Source organism: Cellulomonas sp. H30R-01, assembly GCF_010119915.1.
Classification (GTDB): Bacteria; Actinomycetota; Actinomycetes; order Actinomycetales; family Cellulomonadaceae; genus Cellulomonas; species Cellulomonas algicola.
Genome location: NZ_CP048210.1, coordinates 4,249,994 through 4,274,677 on the forward strand (window position 1 = coordinate 4,249,994; position 24,684 = coordinate 4,274,677).

General features: G+C 76.1%; 19 protein-coding genes. 11 read left to right on the forward strand and 8 right to left on the reverse strand.

Translation table 11 applies throughout. The annotated features are described in order from the left end of the window. Window positions 1–83: 83 nt before the first annotated feature. From GXP71_RS18995 to GXP71_RS19005, 3 genes are all read left to right on the forward strand, one after another. The gene (locus tag GXP71_RS18995) at window positions 84–356 is read left to right on the forward strand and encodes a WXG100 family type VII secretion target (RefSeq protein WP_160142877.1); all 273 of its coding nucleotides are present in this window, start codon (window positions 84–86) and stop codon (window positions 354–356) included. Between the two features lie 79 nt (window positions 357–435). Further along, a complete protein-coding gene (locus GXP71_RS19000; RefSeq protein ID WP_162353955.1) occupies window positions 436–5,049 on the forward strand; it encodes an FtsK/SpoIIIE domain-containing protein in 4,614 nt (1,537 codons plus the stop codon). Window positions 5,050–5,285: 236 nt separating this feature from the next. Continuing rightward, window positions 5,286–5,573, forward strand: a complete 288-nt coding sequence (locus GXP71_RS19005) for a hypothetical protein (protein ID WP_124342891.1) — start codon at window positions 5,286–5,288, stop codon at window positions 5,571–5,573. 93 nt (window positions 5,574–5,666) lie between these two features. Here the strand turns inward: GXP71_RS19005 and GXP71_RS19010 are convergent, their stop codons facing one another. Both GXP71_RS19010 and GXP71_RS19015 read right to left on the reverse strand, forming a co-directional pair. Continuing rightward, window positions 5,667–6,845, reverse strand: a complete 1,179-nt coding sequence (locus GXP71_RS19010; RefSeq protein ID WP_162353956.1) for an RtcB family protein — start codon at window positions 6,843–6,845, stop codon at window positions 5,667–5,669. A 148-nt stretch (window positions 6,846–6,993) separates the two neighbouring features. Beyond that, the gene (locus tag GXP71_RS19015) at window positions 6,994–8,001 is read right to left on the reverse strand and encodes a DUF3806 domain-containing protein (RefSeq protein WP_162353957.1); all 1,008 of its coding nucleotides are present in this window, start codon (window positions 7,999–8,001) and stop codon (window positions 6,994–6,996) included. A gap of 213 nt (window positions 8,002–8,214) precedes the next feature. Between GXP71_RS19015 and GXP71_RS19020 the strand changes: the two genes are divergently transcribed. After that, on the forward strand, window positions 8,215–9,210 hold the full coding sequence (locus GXP71_RS19020; RefSeq protein WP_238402505.1) for a D-alanyl-D-alanine carboxypeptidase family protein: 996 nt from the start codon (window positions 8,215–8,217) through the stop codon (window positions 9,208–9,210). A 108-nt stretch (window positions 9,211–9,318) separates the two neighbouring features. Here the strand turns inward: GXP71_RS19020 and GXP71_RS19025 are convergent, their stop codons facing one another. The 5 genes from GXP71_RS19025 to GXP71_RS19045 form a co-directional block, all read right to left on the reverse strand. Continuing rightward, complete coding sequence (locus GXP71_RS19025) at window positions 9,319–10,818, reverse strand: MFS transporter (RefSeq protein ID WP_238402506.1); 1,500 nt, start codon at window positions 10,816–10,818, stop codon at window positions 9,319–9,321. Continuing rightward, the gene (gene ligD, locus GXP71_RS19030) at window positions 10,802–11,872 is read right to left on the reverse strand and encodes a non-homologous end-joining DNA ligase (RefSeq protein ID WP_162353958.1); all 1,071 of its coding nucleotides are present in this window, start codon (window positions 11,870–11,872) and stop codon (window positions 10,802–10,804) included. The genes GXP71_RS19025 and ligD overlap by 17 nt, the downstream gene beginning before the upstream one ends. A gap of 84 nt (window positions 11,873–11,956) precedes the next feature. Then, entirely contained in the window at window positions 11,957–12,514 is a 558-nt protein-coding gene (locus tag GXP71_RS19035; RefSeq protein ID WP_162353959.1) for an AAA family ATPase, read from the reverse strand. Between the two features lie 31 nt (window positions 12,515–12,545). Beyond that, complete coding sequence (locus GXP71_RS20580; RefSeq protein WP_162353960.1) at window positions 12,546–15,446, reverse strand: helix-turn-helix transcriptional regulator; 2,901 nt, start codon at window positions 15,444–15,446, stop codon at window positions 12,546–12,548. Continuing rightward, window positions 15,443–15,652 (reverse strand): hypothetical protein, encoded by a 210-nt coding sequence (locus GXP71_RS19045; RefSeq protein WP_162353961.1) that lies wholly within the window; start codon window positions 15,650–15,652, stop codon window positions 15,443–15,445. The genes GXP71_RS20580 and GXP71_RS19045 overlap by 4 nt, the downstream gene beginning before the upstream one ends. Window positions 15,653–15,897: 245 nt before the next feature. Here GXP71_RS19045 and GXP71_RS19050 point away from each other — a divergent pair, with 245 nt between their 5' ends. From GXP71_RS19050 to GXP71_RS19080, 7 genes are all read left to right on the forward strand, one after another. Continuing rightward, window positions 15,898–16,452, forward strand: coding sequence for an RNA 2'-phosphotransferase (locus GXP71_RS19050; protein ID WP_162353962.1), 555 nt, complete (start codon window positions 15,898–15,900; stop codon window positions 16,450–16,452). Window positions 16,453–16,505: 53 nt separating this feature from the next. Continuing rightward, on the forward strand, window positions 16,506–16,871 hold the full coding sequence (locus GXP71_RS19055) for a VOC family protein (RefSeq protein WP_162353963.1): 366 nt from the start codon (window positions 16,506–16,508) through the stop codon (window positions 16,869–16,871). Window positions 16,872–17,065: 194 nt separating this feature from the next. Then, window positions 17,066–17,509, forward strand: a complete 444-nt coding sequence (locus GXP71_RS19060; RefSeq protein WP_162353964.1) for an ATP-binding protein — start codon at window positions 17,066–17,068, stop codon at window positions 17,507–17,509. Window positions 17,510–17,617: 108 nt separating this feature from the next. Continuing rightward, the gene (locus GXP71_RS19065; protein ID WP_238402508.1) at window positions 17,618–19,108 is read left to right on the forward strand and encodes a chromosome partitioning protein; all 1,491 of its coding nucleotides are present in this window, start codon (window positions 17,618–17,620) and stop codon (window positions 19,106–19,108) included. Window positions 19,109–19,194: 86 nt separating this feature from the next. Continuing rightward, complete coding sequence (locus tag GXP71_RS19070) at window positions 19,195–19,761, forward strand: hypothetical protein (RefSeq protein WP_162353965.1); 567 nt, start codon at window positions 19,195–19,197, stop codon at window positions 19,759–19,761. Window positions 19,762–19,853: 92 nt separating this feature from the next. After that, the gene (locus tag GXP71_RS19075) at window positions 19,854–20,480 is read left to right on the forward strand and encodes an RNA polymerase sigma factor (RefSeq protein WP_202924290.1); all 627 of its coding nucleotides are present in this window, start codon (window positions 19,854–19,856) and stop codon (window positions 20,478–20,480) included. 358 nt (window positions 20,481–20,838) lie between these two features. Then, window positions 20,839–22,347 (forward strand): hypothetical protein, encoded by a 1,509-nt coding sequence (locus tag GXP71_RS19080; RefSeq protein ID WP_162353966.1) that lies wholly within the window; start codon window positions 20,839–20,841, stop codon window positions 22,345–22,347. 204 nt (window positions 22,348–22,551) lie between these two features. Here the strand turns inward: GXP71_RS19080 and GXP71_RS19085 are convergent, their stop codons facing one another. After that, on the reverse strand, window positions 22,552–24,597 hold the full coding sequence (locus GXP71_RS19085) for a beta-galactosidase (RefSeq protein WP_162353967.1): 2,046 nt from the start codon (window positions 24,595–24,597) through the stop codon (window positions 22,552–22,554). Between the last annotated feature and the right edge of the window lie 87 nt (window positions 24,598–24,684).

Consider the following 24,684-nt stretch of genomic DNA (forward strand, 5'->3'; position numbering starts at 1 on the left):
CGCCCGTGGCGGTGGGGTTTGCCGGTAATGTCCGCATGTCGCGTCGCCTGACCGGGCGGCGCTCGTACCGAGGAGGAACCACCGTGGCAGTTGGTGCCGAGCTCAGCACTCTCCAGGCGCTGTTCAAGACGTTCCAGCAGAACGCCCAGCAGGCCGCAGACATCAAGTCGCACGTCGACCAGGGGCTGAACGCCACGGAGTGGACCGGCAAGTACGCCGACGACTTCCGTTCGCTGTGGCAGGACTACCGCGCCAACCTCGACCGTCTCCAGGAGGCGCTCGACGGCGCAGCGAGCGACGTGCGGACCAACCACAACAACATCGCGGCGGCCACCGGCGAGGGCGACCGCATCTGAGCGACGACACGTCCGGCCCGCCCGTCGCGGCGGGCCGGACGTGTCTGCGGCGAGGTCCGCCGGCAAGAAGGGCAAGGGAGTGCGACTGATCCTCAGTGCGGCGCTCGACGCGGCGTCCGAGCCGGTCGACGTCGTGCTCGACTGCGCGCCCGGCGCGCGCGTCCGCGACGTCGCCCGTGCCGTCGCCGGGCACACGTCCGGGGTCCAGGCGCGTGTCGTGCCGCGAGGCTCGGGCCACCTCGGGGTCGTCGAGGTGCAGCCGTGGGGCCAGGACGCGCCCCCGCTGTGGTGGCGGGGACGCGAGCTCGACCCCGACGAGCCGGTCGAGACCTGCCCGCTGCGCCACGGGTCGGTGGTCGGCGTCGGTGCGGATCCCGGTGACCCCTGGGACGAGCCGCTGGGCGCCTGCGAGGTACGGGTCGTGTCCGGCCCCGGCGCCGGTCGCGTGCACCGGCTCGGCGTGGGGCGGCACGTGATCGGCAGCGGGGCGTCCGCGTCGGTGCCCGTCGACGGTGACGTCCCGCCGTCCGCGGTCGTGCTCGAGGTCGGGCTCGACGGGTCGCGGACGCTGCACCCCGAGCCGTCGGTCCTCGGCGTCACCCGGCCCGCCCCGGCACGACGGCGTCCGCTCGAGGGGCCGATCGTCGTGCGCCGTCCCGACGCGGACGCCGCCCCGCGCACGGCGTCGAAGCGGTACGCGCGACGGCTCGCCGACGCCCGCCGTGGGCTCGACGGCGTCGTCGAGGTCGACCCGGAGCTCGACCGCCCCCTCGTGCACGTCGACCGCACGGTGCTCGACGGCCCGCGACCCTGGCGACCCGGTGAGTCGCTCGTCGTGGGCGACGTCGTCCTCGAGACCGCCGACGTGCTGCCCGCCGACGCGTCGCTGTCACCGTCACCCGCGGGTGCCACGCTCGACTACAACCGGCCGCCGCGGCTCCTGCCGCCGCTGCGTCCCACCGACTTCCGTCTGCCGGCCGAGCCGAAGAGCCCCGACAAGCTGCGGTTCCCGCTGGCGATGATGGTCCTGCCGCTGGTCATGGGCGTCGCGATGTACCTGTTCACGAAGTCGCCCTACGGCCTCGTGATCATGGTGCTGTCGCCGATGATGGCCGTGTCGAACTACGTCTCCTCCCGCGGTACCCGGCGCACGCAGCACGTCGAGGCCGTCCGCACCTACGCGGAGCGCACGGCTCGCATCGAGCGGCAGGCCTACGACGCCCTCGGCGAGGAGAGCGCCGCGCGCCGCCGCGAGCTGCCCGACCCGGCCTCGGTCCTGCTGTTCGCGACGGGCCCGCGCGCCCGGCTGTGGGAGCGGCGACGGACCGACCCGGACTGGATGCTTGCGCGGATCGGCACCGCGGACGTGCAGAGCGAGGTGTCGCTGCACGACCCGGCTCGCGAGGACCACGAGCGCGAGCGGCACTGGAGCGCCGCCGACGTGCCCGTCGCGGTCCCGCTCGCCGCTGCCGGTGTCACGGGCGTCGCCGGACCGCCCGACGAGCGTCGCGCGGTCGCCGCGTGGATGCTCGCGCAGGTCGTGACCGCGCACTCGCCCGCGGACGTCTCGGTCGTCGTGCTGACCGACGGGCAGGGCGACGACGCGTGGAGCTGGGTGCGCTGGCTGCCGCACGCGCGCCGCGACACGGGCCCGGTCGCCGCGGTCGGCAACGACGAGGAGACGACCGCCCGCCGGGTCGCCGAGCTGCTCGACCTCGTCGAGCGCCGCCGGTCGGCCGCACGGGGGAACGGGATGCGGAGCGAGCCGGCGGGGGCACCGGTCCTCGTCGTCCTCGACGGAGCCCGGCGGATCCGGCTGCTCCCGGGGCTCGTGACCCTGCTGCGCGAGGGGCCGTCGGTCGGCGTGATGTTCGTCTGCGTCGACGAGCAGGAGCGACAGCTCCCCGAGGAGTGCCAGGCGGTCGTCGTCGTCGACGGTCCGCGGACGACGGTGTCGGTCGCCGGCCGGCAGCCCGTCGACGGCGTGCGCGCCGACGTCGTCCCGCTCGCCTGGTTCGAGCGGCTCGGCCGGTCGCTGGCCCCGATCCGCGACATCGGCTCGGAGGACCTGGCCGCGACGCTCGTGTCGTCGTCCCGCCTGCTCGACGTGCTCGACCTGGACCCGCCGCGGGCCGAGGCGGTCGCGCAGGTGTGGGCACGCGGCGGCCGCACGACGCGTGCGGTGATCGGCGAGACGACCGACGGGCCGTTCACCGTCGACGTGCGTGCGGACGGCCCGCACGGGCTCGTCGCGGGCACCACGGGCTCGGGCAAGTCGGAGCTGCTGCAGACGCTCATCGCGTCCCTCGCGGTCGCGAACCGCCCCGACGAGATGACGTTCGTCCTCGTCGACTACAAGGGTGGCGCGGCGTTCAAGGACTGCAACCACCTGCCGCACACCGTCGGCATGGTCACGGACCTCGACGAGCACCTGACGCGGCGCGCGCTCGACAGCCTCGCCGCGGAGCTGCGCCGCCGCGAGCACCAGCTCGCCGGTGCGGGCGCGAAGGACATCGAGGACTACCTCGCGGGCCGCGGGCCCGACGACGCGCCGATGCCGCGCCTCATGATCGTCATCGACGAGTTCGCCGCGCTCGTCGGGGAGCTGCCGGACTTCGTGAGCGGCCTCGTCGACATCGCGCGCCGGGGCCGGTCGCTCGGCGTGCACCTGCTGCTCGCGACGCAGCGACCCGCGGGTGTCGTCAGCGCCGAGATCAAGTCGAACACCAACCTGCGGATCGCGCTGCGGGTCACCGACAAGAACGACAGCCAGGACGTCATCGAGTCGGGCGACGCCGCCGAGATCCCGCCGAGCCTGCCCGGTCGGGCGTACGCGCGGCTGGGTCACACGAGCCTCGTGGCGTTCCAGTCGTCGCGGGTGGGGGGCCGTCCGCCGGGTGCGTCCGGTCCGGCGGACAGCGTCACGCTCGCGCCGCTGACGTGGGGCGACGTGGGCCGCCCGCCCGCCGTCGCGCCGCGCGCGGAGCAGGACGACGACGACGCGCCCACGGACCTGGCGGCGCTCGTCGAGGCGGTGCGCGCCGCCGCCGACCTCGCCCGTGTCGCCGCGCCTCCTCCGCCGTGGCTGCCGGCCCTGCCCACGACGGTGACGACCACCGACCTGGTCGCGCAGGGCGGCGCGACGCTCGCCGCGCGACCGCTGCACCTGCCGTACGGCCTGGTCGACCTGCCCGCCGAGCAGCGCCGCGACGTCGCCGGCTACGACCTGGAGAGCGCCGGCAACCTGGCGGTCGTCGGTGCCCCGCGCACGGGCCGGTCGAGCGTGCTGCGCGCCTTCGCGGCCGCCGTCGCCGAGCGGGTGTCGCCGCGCGACGTCCACCTGTACGGCCTCGACTTCGGGAACAACGCGCTGCTCCCGCTCGTCGCCCTGCCGCACACCGGCGCGGTCGTGCCCCGCGACCAGCCCGACCGGGTCGCCCGGCTGACCCGGCGGCTGCGCGCCGAGATCTCGCGTCGGCAGCAGGTCCTCGCCGAGCAGTCGTTCGCCGACGTCGCCGAGCAGCGCGCGGGCGTCGCGCCCGACGACCGCCTGCCCTACCTGCTGGTGCTGCTCGACCGGTGGGAGGGGTTCATCCAGGCGTTCGAGGACTACGACGGTGGGGCCCTCGTCGACCTCTGGACGCAGATCCTGCAGGAGGGCCCGGGTGCGGGCGTCAAGGTCGTCGTGAGCGGTGACCGGTCGCTGCTCGCGGGCCGCGTCTCGACGCTCACCGAGGACCGCGTCATGCTGCCGATGTCCGACGTGGGGGACTACGGCGCCGTCGGACTGGCCCCGCGCGAGGTCCCGACGAACCTGCCCGACGGGCGCGCGTTCCGGTCGCAGGGCAGCCAGGAGCTGCAGGTGGCCCTGCTGGTCGAGGACACGTCGGGGCCGGCACAGGTCGCCGAGCTGCAGCGGCTCGCCCGTGAGGCCACGGCCCGGCACGCCGCCGACCCGCGCACCCCGTCGGCACCCGCTGGGCAGGTCCCGTTCCGGGTCGACCCGCTCCCCGCGCGCCTGACGCTCGCCGAGGCGCACGCGCTCGGCGGCGGCCCGCTCGGCCGCACGGCGCTGCCGGCCGGTGTCGGAGGGGACTCGCTCACGCTGTTCGGGCTCGACACCGAGGAGCACGGGCCGGGGGTGCTCGTCGTCGGGCCACGCCGTTCCGGGCGCAGCACCACGCTGCTCACGATGGGGACGTCCGCGCTGGAGCGCGGCTGGACCGTCGGGATCGTCACGCCGCGCCGCAGCCCGCTGCGCGACCTCGCCGACCACCCGGGCGTCCTGGGGTCGCTCGACCTGGACGCGTCCCGGGACGACATCACCGCGCTGCTCGCCGGCCTCGTGCCCGCCGGGGACACCCCGACCGTGCTGCTCGTGGACGACCTCGAGCTGGTCGGCACCGACGGGCCCCTCGCGGACGCGATCGTCGCCCACCTGGGCGCGCTCCGGGACCGGCCGGGTCTGGTGGTCGCGGCCGGCTCGGCCGACGAGCTGTCGAGCGGCTACCGCGGGCCGGCCGCCACGATGAAGAAGTCGCGCAACGGCCTGCTGCTCGCCCCGTCGTCGCCCAACGACGGCGACCTGTTCGGGCTGCGTCTGCCGCGGTCCGCGCTGGGTGCGGGCGTCCCCGGACGCGGCCTCCTCGTGGCTGCGGGGTCGTGGCAGCTCGTCCAGGTGCCGACGCCGTGACCGTCCCGGCGCCCTGACCGTCCCGGCGCCCTGACCGTCCCGACGGCGTGTCCGTCCCGACGGCCTGTCCGTCGCTACGGCCTGTCCGTCCCCGACGGCCTGTCGGTCGCGACGGCCTGACCGTGTCGACGCCGTGACCGTCTCGGCGCCGGGCGCGTGCCCCGCGGCGTGCGACCCTGGGGCGCGTGCGCCGGACCTCACGGCGGACCTCGCCATGACCTGCCGAGAGGGGTGCCGTGCCGTCCTACCGCGTCCGCGCCGCCGTCGGCACGTTGCGTCCCGGCGTCGCGGCCCCCGACGTGCTGCCCGAGGCCGTCGCCGTCGCGCGGGCCCGCACCGCGGTCGAGGCGCACGACGTGGAGGTCGTCCGAGGCGAGGCTCGCGTCACCGTGCGGTACGAGGCGGACGACGACCAGGCCGCGCGTCAGATCGGGTGGGCCGTCCTCGCACGGCTGGACGAGCTCGCCGAGATCAGCGGCCGCTCGGTGACGCGCCGCTTCGGCGCGCGCTGGTACCGCGTCTGACGGCGCCCGCCGGGGGACGTGGCGGGCCCGGCGGCGACGGCGTGGTGCCGTGCCGCCGGGCCCGGACGGTGACGTCGAGGGCGACGGTCGGGTTCAGTCGCCCTTGACGTTGACGAGCTGACGCAGGACGTGCCGGACCTCGACGAGGTCGGCGGCGTCGGCCATGACCCGGTCGATGTCCTTGTACGCGGCGGGGATCTCGTCGAGGAACGCGTCGGTGTCGCGGTACTCGATCCCCGCCATGGCCTCGCGGAGCTGGTCGCGCGTGAAGAGCTTCCGTGCCGCTGTGCGGGAGTGCTCACGCCCGGCGCCGTGCGGCGAGGAGCACAGCGACAGCGGGTCGCCCTTGCCGACGACGACGTACGACGCGGTGCCCATCGATCCCGGGATGAGGCCGGGGTCGCCGGCGCGGGCCCGGATGGCGCCCTTGCGGGACACCCACACGGACTTGCCGAAGTGCGTCTCCTGCTCCGTGAAGTTGTGGTGGCAGTTGACGCGCTCGGCCTCGACGACGTCCTCGCCCATGTGCTCGGCGATCGCGGCGACGACCCGGTCCATCATCTCCTCGCGGTTGAGCCGGGCGAACTCCTGCGCCCACCGCAGCTCGCGCACGTAGGCCCAGAACTCGGGGGTCCCCTCGACGAGGTACGCGAGGTCGCGGTCGGGCAGGGAGATCCACCACTTCTGGCACAGCTCGGCGGCGACGCGGATGTGGTGCTGCGCGATCTTGTTGCCGACGCCGCGGGACCCGGAGTGCAGGAACAGCCAGACGGTGCCGCTCTCGTCGGCGGTCACCTCGATGAAGTGGTTGCCGGACCCGAGCGACCCGAGCTGGAGCGCCCACCGGCCCGCGTAGGCGCCGGGGTCGAAGCCCGCCTTCTCCGCGGCGGCCTCCAGCGTCGCGACGCGGGCCTCCGCGCTGGGTGTCAGGCGCTGGTTCGCGGCGCCGGCCGACAGCGGGACGGTCCGCTCGATCCGCTGCCGCAGCGGTGCGAGCGGCCCGGCGGCGCGGACCTGCTCGACCGTCCACTGCGTGCGGACGGCGATCATGCCGCAGCCGATGTCGACGCCGACGGCCGCGGGGATCAGCGCGCCGAGGGTCGGGATCACCGAGCCGACGGTGGCGCCCTTGCCGAGGTGCGCGTCGGGCATGAGCGCGACGTGCGGGTAGACGAAGGGCAGGGTGGACGTGGCGACGGCCTGGTCGCGGGCCTTGTCGTCGAGGATCGAGGCCCAGGAGACCAGCGTCTTCGTGAGGTGCTGGCGTGTCATGGTCGGCGATCCTGGCAGCGGCGTCGGGGGGTGTCGTCCTCATTGTCCGGCGGTCACCCGCCCGGTCGCGCGCGGGACGTCGGGTCAGGTCCGGCGGTCGGCCGGACGGACCGTCACGCCGGGGGAGGACCGCCGGGAGGCACGTCGGTCAGAGGAGCGGGTCGCCCTGGCCCACGATCATCGGCTCGCCGACCGGGCGCGGCGCACGCGCACGCCCTTCACCGCTCGTCTTCGCGGGCGCGTACCGGTGACCCACCACCATGCTCGGCCGGCCCGGGCCGGACGCCTCGACGACGACGGCGTGCGTGCCCGGCTCGTCGCCGGGCAGCTCGCCCTCCCACGCGACGACCGCGGCCGCGGCGCCCGACGCCCGCACCCAGGCGCGCGCGCGGTCCGCGGACTCGCGCGAGTCGCCGGGGAACGTCTGGACGACGCGGTGCACGCCGTCGTGGGTCATCGCGAAGGTCACGAGCGGGCACTCGCCGCCGAGCACGGCGTCGAGCGCGTGCTCGAGGGCGCGCAGGCCGAGGTCCTGGGTCGCGGGTGACGGCGGCTCGGGCAGGTCGCCGGGTGTGCGGTACCCCGTCGACGGTGCCGGCGTGTCGTCGGGGGCCGGTGCCGCGGTGCGACGGGGGAGCGACCCCGCGGGCGCGGGCGTGCGCTGCTGGGGGACCTCGAACGCGGGCGTCCGATCGGCGTCCTCCGTGGGGAGGCCGGACACCGCGAGGTGGGCGGCGGCCGCCGCGACGTAGCCGGACGCCCAGTCGGGCGTGACGCCGATGTCCCAGCGCGCGCGGATGTCGTCGAGGGGCAGGACGGCCGCCTCGCCGTCGGGCGACACGACGCACGGCGTGGGGGTGGGGCCCGCGGTCCGCAGGACCCAGTGCGCACCGGGCGCGCGCGCGACGACGAGGTCGCCGACGACGACGCCGAGCGCCGCCACGACGCCCTCGGGCACCGCGGCCCCCGCGTCGCCGGCCCAGCCGGTGAACGTCTCGTGCACGAGCCGGGCGACGTCGGCGACGTCCGTGACGTCGGTGCGGCTGCGGCGGACGTGGGCGCGGAGGCTGTCGAGGTGGCCCTGCTCGCCGACCGTGAGAGGGCGCAGGCCGGGCATGGTCGCGGCCTGCGCGGGGGACGTCCGGTCCTCGCTCATACCGGTGGATCGTCGGTCACGCGGACGCTCTTGAGACGCCGCCCGGCGGTTCCTCCGTATGGCGGGCGTGACCTGCGGTCATGCCCGCGGTGACGCGCGGCCGGTGGGCGCGGTCACCGCGGCCTGGTTAGCCTGGCCGCCGAACGACGGCACGCGCACGGCCGTCCACGTCCCCGGGAGTCCCGTATCCAGCTCCGTCTCGTCGTCGCCGCCGTGGCCGTCGTCGCCGTCGTCGGCGGCGGTGCCGGGGCATGGGCGCACGTCGACCACCAGGAGCGTGAGCGTGCCGAGCAGGCGGCGCTGGTGCGGGTCGACGACGCCGTCGGGTCGCGCGACGCGGACGTCGCCCTGTGGGGCGCGTCGGACGCGACCGTGGGCAGGGCAGTGACCGCGACGACCCGCGCGGAGGCGGGTGCGGCGCTCGCGGCGCTCGCGGAGCAGGCGCGCGCCACGCTCGCGGCGAGCGAGGGGAAGGTCGCAGACGACGCGACCCGGCAGGCGCTCGCGGCGGTGCTCGCGGAGGCGGACGCGGCCGCGGCGACGCCCGGGCCGTCGGCCGCGACGGCACGACGGGTCGCCGCGACCCTCGGGGCCGCGCACGCGACGGTCGCGCAGGCGCAGGTCGAGTGGCAGCAGGCGCAGGACGCTGCGGCGGCACGCGCGGCCCGCCCGACCACGCCGAGCGGCGGCGGCACCGGGAGCAGCGGCGGCACGGCGACGGGGACGCCGCCGTCGTGCCGGACGACGTACGACGGGCCGCCGTTCTACACGTCGCCCGCGACCGACGGCGGCGACGGGTCCAACGGGAAGCTGCCGCCGTCGGCGCTCACGGCCGTGTCGTGGGACGTCGACCCGCGGGGCACGCCGTACTACCTGCGCAACGACGCGGCGGCCGCGCTCGAGCGCCTCAACGGGGCGTTCCGGGCGCGGTTCGGGCACGACCTGGACCTCGATCTCACCTACCGCGACTACGCGACGCAGGTCGCGATGCGCGAGGCGCTCGGGACGATCGCCGCGGTACCGGGCACGTCCTCGCACGGGACCGGGCTCGCGATGGACGTGCCGGAGCTGCCCTGCGAGTACGGGTGGGGCACGCCGCAGCGCGACTGGCTGGTCGCGAACGGGCCGTCGTACGGGTGGGTCGTGCCGTCGTGGGCGCGGCAGAACGGCTCGAACCCCGAGTACTGGCACTTCGAGTACCGCGGCTGAGCCGCGGGCACGGCGTCCGGGGCGCTGCCCCGACCGAGCTCGTCGCGGCGTGCGGGCGGGCGGAGGTGCGGACCCCGTGCCCGACGCTCGGTCGTCCCGACGCGTCGGTCAGTCCGCGTGACGGTCGGCGGGCGGGCGGACCGCGTCGGCGGACGACGGCACCGTGAACCACGAGACCGCGCCGCCCACCGCGAGCAGCCCGGCGCACACGAGCATCGCGACGCGGTGCGCGTCGGCGAGCGTGCCGGGGTCGGTGAGCCCCGCGCTCCCGACGCCCGCGACGAGCGGCAGGACGGCGATCCCGAGGAGCCCGGCGACGCGCGCGACCGCGTTGTTGACGCCGGACGCCACGCCCGCGAGGTGGTCCGGCGCGGACGCCAGCGCGGTCGTGGTGAGCGGGGCGACGACCGCCGCGAGCCCGAGCCCGAACAGCAGGACGCCCGGGAGGACGTCCGTCAGGTACGCGGCGGACGGGCCGATCCCGGCGAGCAGCACGGTCGCGCCGGCGCACACGATCGGACCGACGGTCATGGGCAGGCGCGGACCGAGCCGCACGCCGAGCGCACCGGACGTCGACGACAGCAGCAGGAGAAGCAGCGTGACGGGGACCGGTGCGAGGCCCGCGGCGAGCGGCGAGTAGCCCGACACCACCTGGAGCGTGACGACGAGGAAGAAGAAGACGCCCGACAGCGCCGCGTACACGACGAGCGTCGCCGCGTTGGTGCCGGCGAAGGGTCGCCAGCGGAACAGCCGAGGCGGCACGAGCGGGGCGGCCGCGCGCGACTCGACGACGACGAACGCGACGAGCGCGAGCACGCCCGCGGCGAGCACCGCGGCGACCGCGGGCCGCAGGGCACCGTCCTCGGTCCACGCCGTGAAGGCCCAGGTCAGCGCAGCGAGGCCGAGCGCGGCGAGCGCGGTCCCGGCGACGTCGAGCCGGCGCACGGCCCCCGGGTCGAGCGTCTCGGGGACGGCCTTCAGCGCGACGACCACCACGACGGCCGCGATCGGCAGGTTGATGCCGAACACCCACCGCCACGACGTGACCTCGACGATCCAGCCGCCCAGGAACGGCGCGACCGCGCCCGCGATCCCGCCGAGCCCCGACCACGCGCCGATGGCCCGGCCGCGGTCCTCGCCCGCGAACGTGGACTGGATGATCGCGAGCGAGCCGGGGGTGAGCAGCGCGCCGCCGACGCCCTGCAGGGCGCGCGCCGCGACGAGGAGCCCGACGGTCGGCGCGAGCGCGCACGCGAGCGACGCGACCGCGAACCAGACGACGCCGACGAGGAACACGCGCCGTCGCCCGAACCGGTCGCCCAGCGACCCGCCGAGCAGGAGGAACGCGGCGAGCGTCAGCGCGTAGCCGTTGACGGTCCACTGCAGGTCGGCGGTCGTCGCGTCGAGCTCGTCGGCGATGCGCGGCAGCGCGATCGTGACGACGGTCGCGTCGATGAACGCGATCGCGGACCCCAGCACGGTCGCGACGAGCACCCACCGCCCGCGCGCGGACCGGTACTCGACCACGGTCGACGCGCTCGGGTCGCCGCGAGGTGCCGCGCCCGGGTCGGGCCGGGTGGGCCCGGAGTCGTCAGCGCGGCCTGTCACGGTCGCGGCTCGGCTGGACCCGCTTCGGCTCGCCGGGCATCTTCGGGTACTCGGGCGGGTAGGGCAGGTCGCCGTGGCCGTCGTCGCGCTCCTGCTTGTCGGCGAGCTCGAGCAGCGACTCGATCGAGTAGCGCGGCGAGGCGTGCGCGACGAGCGGTGCGAACAGGTCGCCGACCTCGGCGAACCGCGCCGGCATGGTCGTGACGTCGAAGTCGTCGGGGTGCACGTCGCCGACCTCGTCCCAGCGCAGCGGCGCGGACACGGTCGCGTGCGGGTTGGTGCGGATCGAGTAGGCGGAGGCGATGGTGCGGTCGCGGGCCATCTGGTTGTAGTCGACGAAGATCTTCTGGCCGCGCTCCTCCTTCCACCACTTCATCGTGACCTGCTCGGGCATGCGCCTCTCGAGCTCGCGGCCGAACGCGATGGTCGCCCGGCGGGCGTCGGTGAAGGACCACCGCGGCTCGATCGGGACGAAGACGTGGATGCCGCGCCCGCCCGACGTCTTGGGCGTGCCCTCCATCCCGTGCTCGGCGAGCAGCTCGCGCACGTGCGGGGCGACGCGTGCGGCGTCGGAGAAGTCGGTGCCGGGCTGCGGGTCGAGGTCGATGCGGATCTGGTCGGGCGAGTCGACGTCGTCGCCCAGCACGGGCCAGGGGTGGAACGTCAGGGTTCCGAGGTTGGCGGCCCACGCGACCACCGCGAGCTCGCTCGGCGCGACCTCGTCGGCGGTCCGGCCGCTGGGGAACGCGATGCGGGCGGTGCGCACGTAGTCGGGGGCGCCCTGCGGCACGCGCTTCTGGTAGAACGCGTCGCCCGTCGAGTCCATGCGGGTCGCGAGCTTCGCGCCCTCGAACACACCCTTGGGCCAGCGTTCGAGCGTGGTCGGGCGGTCGAGCAGCGCCCCGAGGATCCCGTCGCCCACGGCGACGAAGTACTGGACGACGTCGAGCTTCGTGAGCCCGCGCTCGGGGAAGTACACCTTGTCGGGGCTGCTGACGCGGACCGTGCGGCCGCGCACGTCGAGCTCGACCGCGGGCGTCTTCGACGGTGACATGCGCCCCACGGTAGGGCCGGCCCCCGACACGCGCCCGTGCAGGTCGGCGCGTCGGGCCCGGTCCGCGCGACGACGTCCCGGCGGTCAGGCGGTCGTCGACGGCGTCGACACCCCGGGCGCCGCGCCGGCGCCGACGACGTCGGCCACGCGCCGCGCCACCTCGTCCGGGGCGAGGTGGGTCGTGTCCACGACCTCCGCCGCGGCGTGCAGCCAGGTGCGCGCGGCCTCGGCGTACGCGTCGACGTACTGGAGGCGGAACGGCGACGGGACGGCGTGCTCACCCGCGATGCGGGCCAGCAGCGTCGCGCGGTCGGCGTGCAGCACGACGTGCCGGACGGGGATGCCGTGCTCCGCGAGCCCCGTCCGGATCTCCCGCCAGTAGGCCTCGACCAGCACGGTCATCGGCATCACGAGCGTCCCGCCCGTGAACTCGAGCACCCGCCGGGCGGTGTCGACCACGAGCGGCCGCCAGGGCGCCCAGTGCTGGAAGTTGTCGGTCGCCGGCAGGCCGGGCGAGACGTCCATCAGCGTCTCACCCACCTTCTCCGCGTCGAGCACCCGGGAGTCCGGGAGAAGTCGCTGCACGAGCGCGGCGGTCGTCGTCTTGCCGACGCCGTGCGTGCCGTTGAGCCAGACGATCACGCCCCGACAGTAACGGGACGAGATCCGCAGGTCAGACGTCCGTGCCGATGAGCCCGCGCTGGTGCGCGACCGACACGGCCTCCGCGCGCCCCGACACCCCGAGCTTCGCGAGCAGGTTCGAGATGTGCACCGACACCGTCTTGCCGGAGATGAAGAGCTTCTCGCCGATCTGCCGGTTCGACAGGCCCTGCGCGACGAGCCCGAGCACCTCGACCTCGCGCGCGGTCAGCACGTCCGCACCCGCGACGCGCACGCCGGGCAGGTCGAGCCGTCCGCGCCGCGCGAGCCCGCGCACGGCTGTCGCGAGCGGCACCGCACCCATCGCGTCGGCCTCGGCGAGCGCCGTCACCGCCTCGTCGCGCGCCGCGTCCCGCTCGCCGTGCTCCAGCAGCGCCTCCGCGAGCCGCCAGCGTGTCCGCGCCTGCTCGTAGCGGTGCCCGTAGCCGAACTCGGCGAGCGTCGCGCGCCACGTCTCGGGGTCGTTCGCGCCGACCAGCCGACCGTGCTCGGCCTGCGCGCGCAGCAGCCACGCGCGTCCCTCGGGTCCCAGCACGCCGCCGCGGGGCCGGCCGCGGTCGGCGGTCGTCCGGGCGCGCTCGAGCAGGCGGTCGCCCAGCGCGACACGTGCGCTCACGTCGCGACCGAGGAGGCGCTCCTGCGCGGCGGCGTCGGCGAGCGCGGACAGCCCCAGCGCGGACAGCCAGATGCCGCCGAGGAAGTAGTCGCTCCACTCCCGCCCGAGGTGCTCGATGACACGCAGGGCGAGGTCGACCGCCTCGTCGAGCTCGCCGCGCCACGTGAGCGCGTCGACCGTGCAGCCGCCGCCCACCAGGGCGAGGATCCCGTCGCGCGACCAGTGCGCCTCGAGCGTCCTGCCCCGCTCGACCGCGTCGTCGTCGCCGCGTGCGACCGCCGCGTACAGGGTCATGAGGCGCTCGGTCGGTGCCAGCGGCTCGGGGATGTCGGTGCGGACGGGCCCGGGGGACAGGTCGCCCTGCACGAACCGGAACAGGTGCCCGAGCATGAGCATCTCGATCGCGTAGGTGCTCCACAGCATCCCCGACGTCCGCGCGCGCTCGACGGCCTCGTCGCCGATCCGGGTGGCCCGCGCGACGTCGCCCGCGTAGTACCGGTTGTTCGCGAGGTTGTACATGGTGCGCAGCTCGGTCGACAGGTCCCCCGACCGTCGGGCGAGCACGAGCGCGTCGGCGAGCAGCCCCGCGGCGCGGTCCTGGTCGTCGACGACGAGCACCGCCAGCGTCGTCAGCGCGTCGGCCTCCGCGTCCACCGCCCCGACCTCGCGGGCGACCTCGACGGCCTCGCCCGCGGCGCGCTCGGCCTCGTCGTCCTCGTCGGTGTTGAGCGCCGCGCGCGCGTACGTCGCGAGCGCCCACGCCCGCTCCGGCGACGGGTCCGGCAGCCCCTCGACGGCCTGGCGCGCGAAGCCCATCGCCTCCCGCCCGCGCTCGGCGCTCGTGAGGTGCCGTGCGAGGCACGTGCGCAGCGCGGCCTGGCGGGTCGGGTCGTCGGCGGCCTCGTCGACCGCGGCGCGCGTGAGCTGGACCGCGCGGTCGAGCTGGCCCGCCTTGCCCGCGGCGGTCGCGGCGGCGTCGAGCACCGCGACGTGGTCGTCGTCGAGCGTCGCCGTCGTCTCCGGGACGGCCTGCCACAGCCGCAGCACGACCTCGAGGTGCCGCAGCTCCTCGACCGGGGCCAGCAGGTCGTGCGCCTGCCGGGCGGCCTCGCGCGACGCGGTCACGGCGGTCGGCAGGTCCGGGGCGCGCAGCGCGTGCCACGCGAGCTGCGACGCGGTCCCGAGCGACGGGTCGTCGTGCAGCGCCTGCAGGTACGCACGGTGCAGCGCCGACTGCTCACCCGGCAGGAGGTCGGTGTACACGGCCTCGGCCAGCAGCGCGTGCCGGAACGCGATGTGCGACCCGTCCCCGACCAGCACGTGGTGCGCGACGGCCTCCCGCAGGGCCGCGTCGAGCGCGCCGGGCGGCGCCAGGTCGGGGTGGCCGTTCGCCGCGACCGCGGCGCGCAGCAGCGGCTCCGTCACGCGGCGCCCCGCCGCCGCCGCGACGCGGGCCAGGTGCTGCACGGCCGGGTCGAGCACCTCCAGGCGCGTGCGCAGGACGTCCGCGAGCGACCACGGCAGCGCGTCGCCGTCCGCACCGGCCTCGACGAGCTCCTCCGCGAAGTACGCGTTGCCCTCCGACCGGTCGAGCACGCGCCGGAGCGTCGTCTCCGGCAGCGGACCGCCCGCGACGGCCGCCGCGAACTCGCGCAGCTCGTCCTCGTCGAACGGGGGCAGGTCCAGCCGGGACACGCGCGGGTGCCGGACGAGCTCCGCCGCGACCGGGCGCCACGGGTGCCGGCGGTGCAGGTCGTCCGTGCGGTACGACCCGACGAGCAGGACGTGCTGGTCGCGCAGCCGCGACACGACGAACCGCAGGACGTCGCGCGACGACGCGTCCGCCCAGTGCAGGTCCTCGAGGACCAGGAGCAGCGGGTGCTCGTCCGACCCGACGGCCGCGAGCACCTCCACGACGCCGTCGAACAGCTGCAGCCGGCCGGCCGCGTCGTCCGCCGGCCCGTCGACCACCTCCGCGCCGGGCAGCAGCCGCCGCAGCGCGGGCCGTCGTGCGACGACCGCGTCGACGGCCGCGGGGTCGAGGTCGCGCAGCTGCACGAGCGCCTCGGTGAACGGCAGGTACGGCAGGCCGATCTCGCCGAGGTCCACGCAGTGCGCGAGCACGACGCGGGCACCGTCCGCGGCGGCCTGGTCGGCGACGTGCCGCAGCAGCCGCGACTTGCCGACGCCGGCGTCGGCCGCCAGCAGCACGGCCGCGGGGTCGCCCGCAGCCGCGCGGCGCAGGCCGTCCGACAGCTCGGAGACCTGCGCCGCGCGGGCGACGAACGGTGTGCTCATCGGGCCACGTGCCACGCACCCGATCCTCGCAGCAGCCACCCACGCACCGCTTCCCCCCGGCGGTGACCGGGACGGGCGGTGCGTCGGTCCGCGACCACGGGACGGGTCGTGCCGCGCGCCGTCCCCCGCGGCTGCGCGGCCTGCACGAGCTGCTCGCGACGGAACGCGAGCTCGGCGTCGAGCGCCGGTCCCCAGAGCTCGGTCATGGTGTCCTCCTCCTCGCGATGCCTTCTTCGTCGACCCTGACGTTGCTCGTGAGGCCCCCCGCCGCGGATCGGTCGGTCGACGGGTCCTGACGCACCTGTGCGGGTGAGGCGCCTCTGAGGTACCTCAGACGGCGGGGCGGGTCGGGTCCTGCGGACGCCAGACGGCGGGCGGGTCGGGTCCTGCGGGCGCCGTGGACGCGGCACGATGGTCGCCGGCACCTGCGACAGGACCGGGAGGGACCTCGATGAGCACGACCGACGACGTGCGGACCTCGAAGCGGCTCTCGTACGTCCTGCGGCACGCCCCCGGCTCCGTGGGCGTCACCCTCGACGGTTCCGGCTGGGTCGCGGTCCCGGACCTGCTGGCGGCGCTCGCGGCGGCAGGCGACGTGGTGTCCCGTGCCGACCTCGAGCGAGTGGTCGCGACCAGCGACAAGCAGCGGTTCGAGCTCGACGCGGCGAGGGACCGGGTGCGCGCACGGCAGGGGCACAGCGTCCCCGTCGACCTCGACCTCCCGGTGACGACACCGCCGCCCGTCCTGTTCCACGGCACGCACGCCGGGGTGGTCGACGCGATCCTCGCCGACGGGCTCGTCCGGGGGCAGCGGCACGCCGTCCACCTGTCCGCCGACGTCCGGACGGCGACCGCCGTCGGGGCCCGTCGCGGCCGACCGGTCGTCCTGCGCGTCGACGCGGCCGCGATGCACGCCGACGGCCACGCCTTCGCGGTCACCGGGAACGGCGTGTGGCTCACCACCGCGGTCCCGCCCCGCTACCTCGCCGTGCTGCCGTCGCCCTGACGGTCGCGTCGCCGGGGTGTCGGGACGGCGGGCCCGCGCGGGAGCATGGGCCGATGAGCCTCGTGCAGGTGGCCCAGCGCGCCACCGACCTCGACCGTGCCGCGGCGTTCTACACCGACCTCCTGGGCCGCGGGCCGACCGCGCGCTTCGACCCGCCCGGCCTGCTCTTCTTCGACCTCGACGGCGTCCGCCTGCTGCTCGACACGGGTGCGCCCTCCGCGCTGCTGTACCTCCGGGTCGACGACGTGGCCGCGACCGTCGAGCGGCTCCGCGCCGCGGGCGTGCCCGTCGAGGGCGAGCCGCACGTGATCTTCCGGCACGACGACGACGCCCTCGGGCCGGCCGGCACCGACGAGTGGCAGGCGTTCGTGCGCGACCCCGACGGCAACCTCGTGGGGCTCGTCGAGCACCGCGCCTGACCGGCGTCGTGGGGCGCGTCGTTCACCGCCCCTGACCGGCGTCGTCGGGCGCGTCGTGCACCCCCCACGACCGGCGTCGTCGGGCTCGTCGAGCACGGCACCCGACCGGCGTCGGTGTGCAGGTCATGTGCACGTCACCCGGACGCGTCGGCGTCCGCCCGGCGCGACGGCGGACGTTCGGGCACCCTTGACGGGTGGGTGACGTGCGAGACCTGAGGAGTGCCGCGAGCCTCCGGCGCGAGTGGCGGGTGGACGACGAGGTCGTCGTGCGCGCCGAGCGCTCCGCGCCGCGAGCCGCGCGGCACTGGGTCATGCGGACCGTGGCCGAGTCGGGCGTGACCGGCGCGGTCAACCAGGTGGTCGAGCTGCTGACGGGCGAGCTCGTGTCGAACGCGGTGCTGCACGGGCCGTCCGACGGCCTCGTGCACGTGCACGTGAGCGTCGGCGAGCGCACCGTGCGGGTCGGCGTGACCGACGACGGCGGCGGCCACCCGACCGTGTCGCACCCCGAGCCGACGGCCCCGAGCGGCCGCGGTCTCGCGCTCGTCGAGGCGCTCGCGGAGTCGTGGGGGACCACCGCGCGGGCCGACGGGCACCCCGGCAAGACGGTCTGGTTCGAGCTCGACATCGCCGACTGACCGCCCCTCGCGACGTCGGGACGGGGCCTGGCCTGCGGCTCGGCGATGCGGCGTACGCCCGGTGCGCGTAGTTTCTGGGACGTGCGACCAGCCAGCGAAGGGCCACTGATGACCGACACCGAGGGACAGGCACCGGCCGCCACGCGCCTGCCGGAGATCCGCGCCGAGGTGCGCGAGGACGGCACGGGCGAGATCTCCGTCGACGGCGTGGTCGAGCAGGTGCAGACCGCGAACCTCCAGGAGGCGGGCGCGGCCATCACGCAGCGCATCGCGACGCTGGCGGGTTCCGTCGGGTCTCCGCTGCCCGTGCAGGTGCGCGACCCCGACGGCGTCTGGTCGCTCCTGATCCACCCTGACGGCCTGGTCGACGAGGCGGGCGCCCCGACGCCGCCCGAGGGGATCGCCGCCGCTGACCTCGCGTCGACCGCGATCACCCCGCCCGTCGGCCCGCCGCCGACGCCCGTCGACGGCGCCGCGGACGTCGACGTGCCGCCCGCGCCGACCGCCCCGGCCGAGGCGCCCGCGACCGCCGACGTGGTCGCCGAGCCTGCGCCGTCCGACCCGACGACGGCCGGGTCGACGACGTCGTCCGCCGCCACGAGCCGGTCCGCGGCCTCGCGCAGCGGTGCGTCGACCAGCCGTGAGGCGGCGTCGGACGCGACGTCGCTGCCCACGCTCGACGACCTGCTCGCGGCCCGGCACCCGGCCTCCGACGGCCCCGCGGAGCACGGCTGGCGCAGCGGCATCCGACGCGTCACGTTCGGCGCGATCTCGCCGGGACCCGGCCGCGCCGAGCGCAACCGCCGGTCGCAGTCGGCGTCGGTGCGCCGCACGTTCGACGGCCCCAAGACGATCGTCGTCGTCAACCCGAAGGGCGGCGCGCACAAGACGACCGCCACGATGCTGCTGGCCGCGACGTTCGGCATCCAGCGCGGCGGGTACACGCTCGCGTGGGACAACAACGAGACGCGCGGCACGCTCGGCTGGCGGTCCGCGCACACCGAGCACCAGCGCACCGCGGTCGACCTGCTCAACGCCCTGCCACGGCTCGGAGGTCGCGCGACCGTGCGGATCGGCGACCTCGACGGGTTCGTCCGGACGCAGGCCGCCGAGCAGTTCGACGTGCTCGCGTCCGACGAGAGCTCGGCGTCGCTGTCGTCCGTCGACGCGGCGTCGTTCGTCGCGCTGCACCAGGTGCTCTCGCGGTTCTACCGCGTGCTCGTCATCGACACGGGCAACAACATGCGCGCGTCCAACTGGCAGGCGTCCGTCGACGCGGCCGACCAGATCGTCGTCGTCTCGACGATCCGCGAGGACACCGCGCAGTCCGCCGCGTGGGCGCTCGACGCGTTGCGCGCCAAGGGTCACGAGGAGGCCGTCCGCAAGGCGGTGACGATCCTGTCCGCGCCCTCGCCCAAGGTCGACAAGGACCTGCGCACACGGCTGCGCGGCCACTTCGGCGCCCTGACGCGCGCGGTCGTCGAGGTGCCGCACGACAAGGCGCTCGTGTCCGGCGGCCCCATCGACTACGAGGCCCTGAACCCGTCGACGCGCGACGCGTGGCTGCGGGCGACGGCCATCGTGGCCGACGGGCTCTGACGGCTCGCCCGGCGGCGCGGCGCGGATCCGCGCCGCGCCGCCGGTCGTCCGCGCGGATGTCGGTGGTCGGAGGCACCCTGGTGCGCATGGTGACGATCTCCTGCTCGTGCGGGTCGGTGTGCGACTCGCGTCGCAACCCGCTGCGCGGCCTCGACGTCGCAGCGCGCCTCGAGGCGGTCCGCTCGGCGTTCGCGGTCCACGACGGCTTCCTCACCCTCGAGCTCGACGCCGCCTGGCACCCCGGCGCGGACGAGGCGGGCCCGGCGTGCGTCGTGCTGGTCGACCTCGACGAGCTCGACGCGTGCGACGGCCTCGACGCCGACGACGCCGCCACGGTCCGCGCCGCGCTGCGCGGGATCCGCGTCGCGGGCCGCACGATGCCCGCACCGGTCGAGGTCGACGGCACGTGGTTCCGCGTCGCGCCCGCACAGGGCTTCGTCCCGCACGTCACGTACGTCGTGCACGACGCCGACGGCACGGTCCTCGAGGTCGACGAGCCGCTCGTCGAGCGCGACCTGCTCGCGGAGCTCGTCGACGAGTTCGGCCGGTCGGGCCGTCCCGGGCTGGTGCGCCTCGACGCCGTCGCCGCGCGGCGGTCGCTCGCGGGTGCGCTCGACGAGGCGCGGCGCGCGGTCGCGGTCGCCGTCGCGTAACCCGTCCCGACGGAGTCGTCGGTGGTGTGCAAGATCGCGGGGTCCCGGCACAGAGAGCAGGTGAGGACCCTCCGACGACCCCCGGGAGCACCGTGCCGACGCCGACACCGAGCACACCGGTCGACGACGTGACCGCCGACGAGCCGCCGCTGGGCGTCTCCGGGCCGCGCGACGACGACCCCACGCGCGACGGTGGCGACGGAGCGGACGGGGCCTCGGGGCCCGTGGACCCGGCGGACCGGACGTGGTTCGACGGGATCGTGCGCACGCACGCGACGGCCGTGCACCGGTTCCTGGTGCGACGCGTCGGCCGCCAGGACGCGGAGGACCTCACCGCCGACGTGCTCACGGTGGCGTGGCGGCGACGGGACGACGTGCCGCGCGGCGCCGAGCTGCCGTGGCTGTACCGGACCGCGGGCTTCGTCCTGGCGAACCACGTCCGCAAGGCCCGGCCCGTGCCGGTGGCGGACGTGCCCGAGACCCTCGACCTCACCGACCCGGCCGTGGTCGCGGTGCGCGACGAGCAGGTCCGCACGGTCCTGGGTGCGCTCGCGCCGCGCGACCGGCAGATCCTGCTGCTGAACGCGTGGGAGGGACTGGCCGGCCAGGCGCTCGCCGACGTGCTCGGCATCTCCCGCGGCGGTGCGGACGCGGCGCTCAGCCGGGCGCGCGCCCGGCTCCGGGAGGCGTGGGACGCGCTCGACGCGGCCGACGCCTGAGCCCGACGCACGCCTGCGCCCCCGACGCACGCCTGCGCCCCCGACGCACGCCTGAGCCCGGCGCACGCCTGCGCCCCCGACGCACGCCTGAGCCCGGCGCACGCCTGCGCCCCCGACGCACGCCTGAGCCCGGCGCACGCCTGCGCCCCCGACGCACGCCTGAGCCCGGCGCACGCCTGCGCCCCCCGACGCACGCCTGAGCCCGCGGACACCTGAGCCCCGCGCACGCCTGAGCCGGCGGACACTGAGCCCGGCGGGACGCCTGCACCGGGTGAGGCTCACGCCGTCGGTGCAAGGGGTGGGCCGGTCGCCACACAAGCAGGGCAGAGCAGGTTCCCGACGCGCCCCAGGAGAGACCGTGTCCGACGAGAAGCAGCCGAGCAGCCCGGCCGACGAGCCGTCCACCCCGCCGACCGAGGCGCCCCTGTCCGCAGCAGGGGACCGGTCCGACGTCGCGACGGGCGACGCGGGCGGCGACGACGTCGCGTTCGCGCGGCTCCGCGCGGCCGACCCGGCCGCGGGCGTCGAGCCCGACGCGGCCCGCATCCGTGCGGCGCTCGCGGCGTCGGTCGGCGGCGCGACGGGTCACGTCGCGGAGGAGACGGTCGACGTCGTGTCCGTCCCGGACGAGCTCGCGGCGGCCCGGGCCCGACGGTCGCGGACGCGCTGGCTGACGGTCGCCGCCGCGGTCGCGGGTGTCGCGGTCGTCGGCGGCGGCGGCTTCGCGGCCGGTGTGGCGGCGCAGGGTGACGGCGGTGCGGCGTCGGACCTGGCGGCGGCGCCCGCGATGTCGCTCGAGCAGCCGATGGCCGGCCGCGAGATGTCGTCGGCGGGTGCGGCGGCCGACACGGCGGCGACGTCCAAGCTCGCCTGGTACGGGGGGCGCACCGTCTTCACGGCCGGCAGCGGGCTGTCGGACGAGGCGGGGACGGGGACGGCGTGGGCGTTCGACGCGGCGTCGGTGTTCTCGCAGGAGTCGCTCGCGCGGGTCGCGGCCGCGCTCGGCGTGGCGGGCGAGCCGCGGCAGGAGTACGGCGCGTGGACTGTCGGCTCGACCGACGGGACCGGTCCGACCGTGTCGCTCTCGCCCGACGGCACCGGCAGCATCTCGTACTACGACCCGTCGAAGGACCCGTGGTCCTGCGTCGCGTCGGCCCCGGAGACGCTCGACGGCGCGACGGAGGGCGGCGGCACGTCGTCGTCGGTCGACAAGGCACAGGTGGACCCGGGCCTCGGCGCGGGCTGCGACCCCCAGGACCTGCCCGCCGCCCCGACGGGCGACGCGGCGAGGGCGAAGGCCACCGACCTGCTGCGCGCGCTGGGCGTCGACCCGGCGTCGTACGAGCTCGAGGTCATGGCGGACACGGGCTCGCCCGCGCTCGCGCAGGTCACGGCCCACCTGGTGGTCGACGGGCAGCGGTCGGGCGTCGCGTGGAACGTGTCGCTCGTGGGCGACGGCGTGCAGTCGGTGTGGGGCTCGCTCGCGCCGCTCGTCGAGCTCGGTGACTACGACGTCGTGAGCCCGCGCGCCGCGGTCGAGCGCCTGGGCGACCCGCGGTTCGGGGCGTCGGGCGGCATCATGCCGTTCGCCGCCGACGACATGATGCGGGCGGAGTCCGGTGTCGCCGACGCGCCGGCTCCCGACGACGTGCCGACGGTCCCCGCGACCCCCGACTTCGGGCCGCTCGCGTGGCCGGTCGAGGACGTGACGATCGAGTCGGCACGCCTGGGCCTCGCGCTCACGACGCTGCCGGACGGTGCCGCGGTGCTGGTGCCGACCTACGAGCTGTCGTCGTCGGACGGCCGGACGTGGACGGTGGTCGCGGTCGCGGACGCCGACCTGGACTTCACCGCGGCGGCGCGCTGAGACGTCCGCCGCGCGAGCGGCGGGGCAGGGGGCAGCGGGGGGCGACGAAGGCCGGTCGGCGTGGAGGGACGCCGACCGGCCTTTCTCGCGCCCCGGCGCGGGTGCGTGCCGCATCCGCCGGCACGAGCGGACCCGACGTCGTGCCGCAGGCGCCGACCGACCGGGCACGGACGCGCCGTGCCCGGACGGGTCCGACGGCGGTGGTCAGGCCGGGCGCGCCTCGCGGACGACCGCGACACCGCCGGCCGGGACCTTGAGAGTCCCGCTCACGGCGGTTCCGGTGAGCAGGTCGGTGCCGTCGGCGGGGACGGCCACGGGTGCGTCGGCGTGGTTGATCGCGACGACGTAGTCGGCGTCGGTGCCGTGCCGGCGGACCACCTCGACGTCCTCGGGCAGACCGGTGAGCGTGAGGCCGGCGTCGGCGTAGGCGGCGTCGAGCACGACGGCGAGCTGGTCGACGTCGAGCCGCGTCGAGACGTACCAGCCCGTGCCCCGCCCGTGCGCGTGCCGGGTGATCGCGGGCCGCCCGGCGACGGGTCCGTCGGTGTAGGCGGCGACGACGTCGGCGCCCTCGAGCGCGATGTCGTCGGCCCACACGTCGCCCACGAGCTCGGTGGTGGCCCCGTCGTGCGACCAGCCCACACGCACCGAGCGACCCGCGCGCAGCGGCTGGAACTCCTCGACGGTCAGGCCGAGCGCGGTCCGCAGCGGTGCGCCGTACCCGCCGGGGTGCACGGCGTCGTGCTCGTCGACGATCCCCGAGAAGCACGAGACGACGAGCGTCCCGCCGTCCGCGACGTACTGCGTGAGGTTCTCGCCGTCGGCGGCCGTGAGCAGGTAGGACGCGGGCGCGACGACGAGCCGGTAGCCCGACAGGTCGGCGGACGGGTGCACGAGGTCGACGGTGATCCCGTCGCGCCACAGCCGGTCGTAGTAGGCGAGCACGCGCTCGCGGTGGTCGAGGTCGACGGTCGGGCGCCACTCGAGGTCCTGCGCCCAGAACGACTGCCAGTCCCAGACGATCGCGACGTCGGCGCGCACGGTGGAGCCGCGCACCTCGTCGAGCCGCGCGAGCTCGCCGCCGAGCGCGGTGACCTCGCGCCACACGCGGGACGACGTGCCGGCGTGCGGCAGCATCGCGGAGTGGAACTTCTCGGCACCGGACCGGGAGGCGCGCCACTGGAAGAACAGGATCGCGTCCGCGCCGCGCCCGAGGTGGCTGTACGCGTTGCGGGCGAGCTCGCCGGGTCGCTTGGCGACGTTGCGCGGCTGCCAGTTCACGGCGGACGTCGAGTGCTCCATGAGGATCCAAGGCTTGCCGCGCGCGAGCGAGCGCGTGAGGTCGGCGGCGAGGGCGAGGCCGACGTGGGTGCGCTCGTCGGCGGCGTCGAGGTAGTGGTCGTTGGCGACGACGTCGACCTCGTCGGCCCAGGCCCACAGGTCGACGGGCAGGCAGTTGGTCGTCATGAAGTTCGTCGTGACGGGGACGTCGGAGTGCGCGCGGATCGCGTCGCGCTCGGCGACGTAGCACTCCCGCAGCGCCTGGTCGGAGAACCGGGCGAAGTCGAGGCGCTGTGCCGGGTTGACGACGGACGGTGCGACGGAGGGGACGTCGACGTGCGCCCACTCGCCGTACCGCTGGCCCCAGAACGCGGTGCCCCATGCGGCGTTGAGCGCCTCCAGCGTGCCGTACCGGTCCTGCAGCCAGGCGCGGAACGCGGTCGCCGCGGCGGGGGAGTAGTCCTCGGCGACGGGTGCGCCGTACTCGTTGTGCACGTGCCAGAGCGCGACGGCGGGGTGGCGGCCGTACCGGCGGGCGAGCGCGTCGGCGATGCTCACTGCCGCGGCGCGGTAGGCGGGGTGCGTGGGTGCGGCCATCCCGCGCGAGCCGAAGCCGAGGACGGTGCCGTCACGCGTGACGACGCGCGCGTCGGGGTGCGCGGCGAAGAACCACGCGGGCGGTGACGCGGTCGGGGTGCCGAGGTCGACGCGGACGCCGTTCGCGTGCAGCAGGTCGAGCAGCCGGTCGAGCCAGCCGAAGTCGTGCTCGCCGGGCCGCGGCTCGAGCAGCGCCCAGGAGAAGATCCCGACGCTGACGAGGGTGACGCCGGCCTCGCGCATGAGGGCGACGTCCTCGTGCCAGACCTCCTCGGGCCACTGCTCGGGGTTGTAGTCGCCGCCGTAGGCGATGCGGTCGAGCCCGAGCGGCCAGCTGCGGCGCGCGGCTCCGAGGGTGGTCTGGTGAGGCATGACGCTCCGTCGAGTCTGGGTCATCCGTTGTGATCGGTCACAGCAGCGGCACAGCCGCGGAAGCGCCATCCCCGGCACTGGGACCGT

Bases quoted from the DNA above. Each gene is read 5' to 3' on its own strand.
- GXP71_RS19010 (WP_162353956.1), bottom strand. From the start codon at position 6,845: ATGACACGCCAGCACCTCACGAAGACGCTGGTCTCCTGGGCCTCGATC.
- GXP71_RS19015 (WP_162353957.1), bottom strand. From the start codon at position 8,001: ATGAGCGAGGACCGGACGTCCCCCGCGCAGGCCGCGACCATGCCCGGC.
- ligD (WP_162353958.1), bottom strand. From the start codon at position 11,872: ATGTCACCGTCGAAGACGCCCGCGGTCGAGCTCGACGTGCGCGGCCGC.
- GXP71_RS20580 (WP_162353960.1), bottom strand. From the start codon at position 15,446: ATGAGCACACCGTTCGTCGCCCGCGCGGCGCAGGTCTCCGAGCTGTCG.
- GXP71_RS19045 (WP_162353961.1), bottom strand. From the start codon at position 15,652: ATGACCGAGCTCTGGGGACCGGCGCTCGACGCCGAGCTCGCGTTCCGT.
- GXP71_RS19050 (WP_162353962.1), top strand. From the start codon at position 15,898: ATGAGCACGACCGACGACGTGCGGACCTCGAAGCGGCTCTCGTACGTC.
- GXP71_RS19055 (WP_162353963.1), top strand. From the start codon at position 16,506: ATGAGCCTCGTGCAGGTGGCCCAGCGCGCCACCGACCTCGACCGTGCC.
- GXP71_RS19065 (WP_238402508.1), top strand. From the start codon at position 17,618: ATGACCGACACCGAGGGACAGGCACCGGCCGCCACGCGCCTGCCGGAG.
- GXP71_RS19070 (WP_162353965.1), top strand. From the start codon at position 19,195: ATGGTGACGATCTCCTGCTCGTGCGGGTCGGTGTGCGACTCGCGTCGC.
- GXP71_RS19085 (WP_162353967.1), bottom strand. From the start codon at position 24,597: ATGCCTCACCAGACCACCCTCGGAGCCGCGCGCCGCAGCTGGCCGCTC.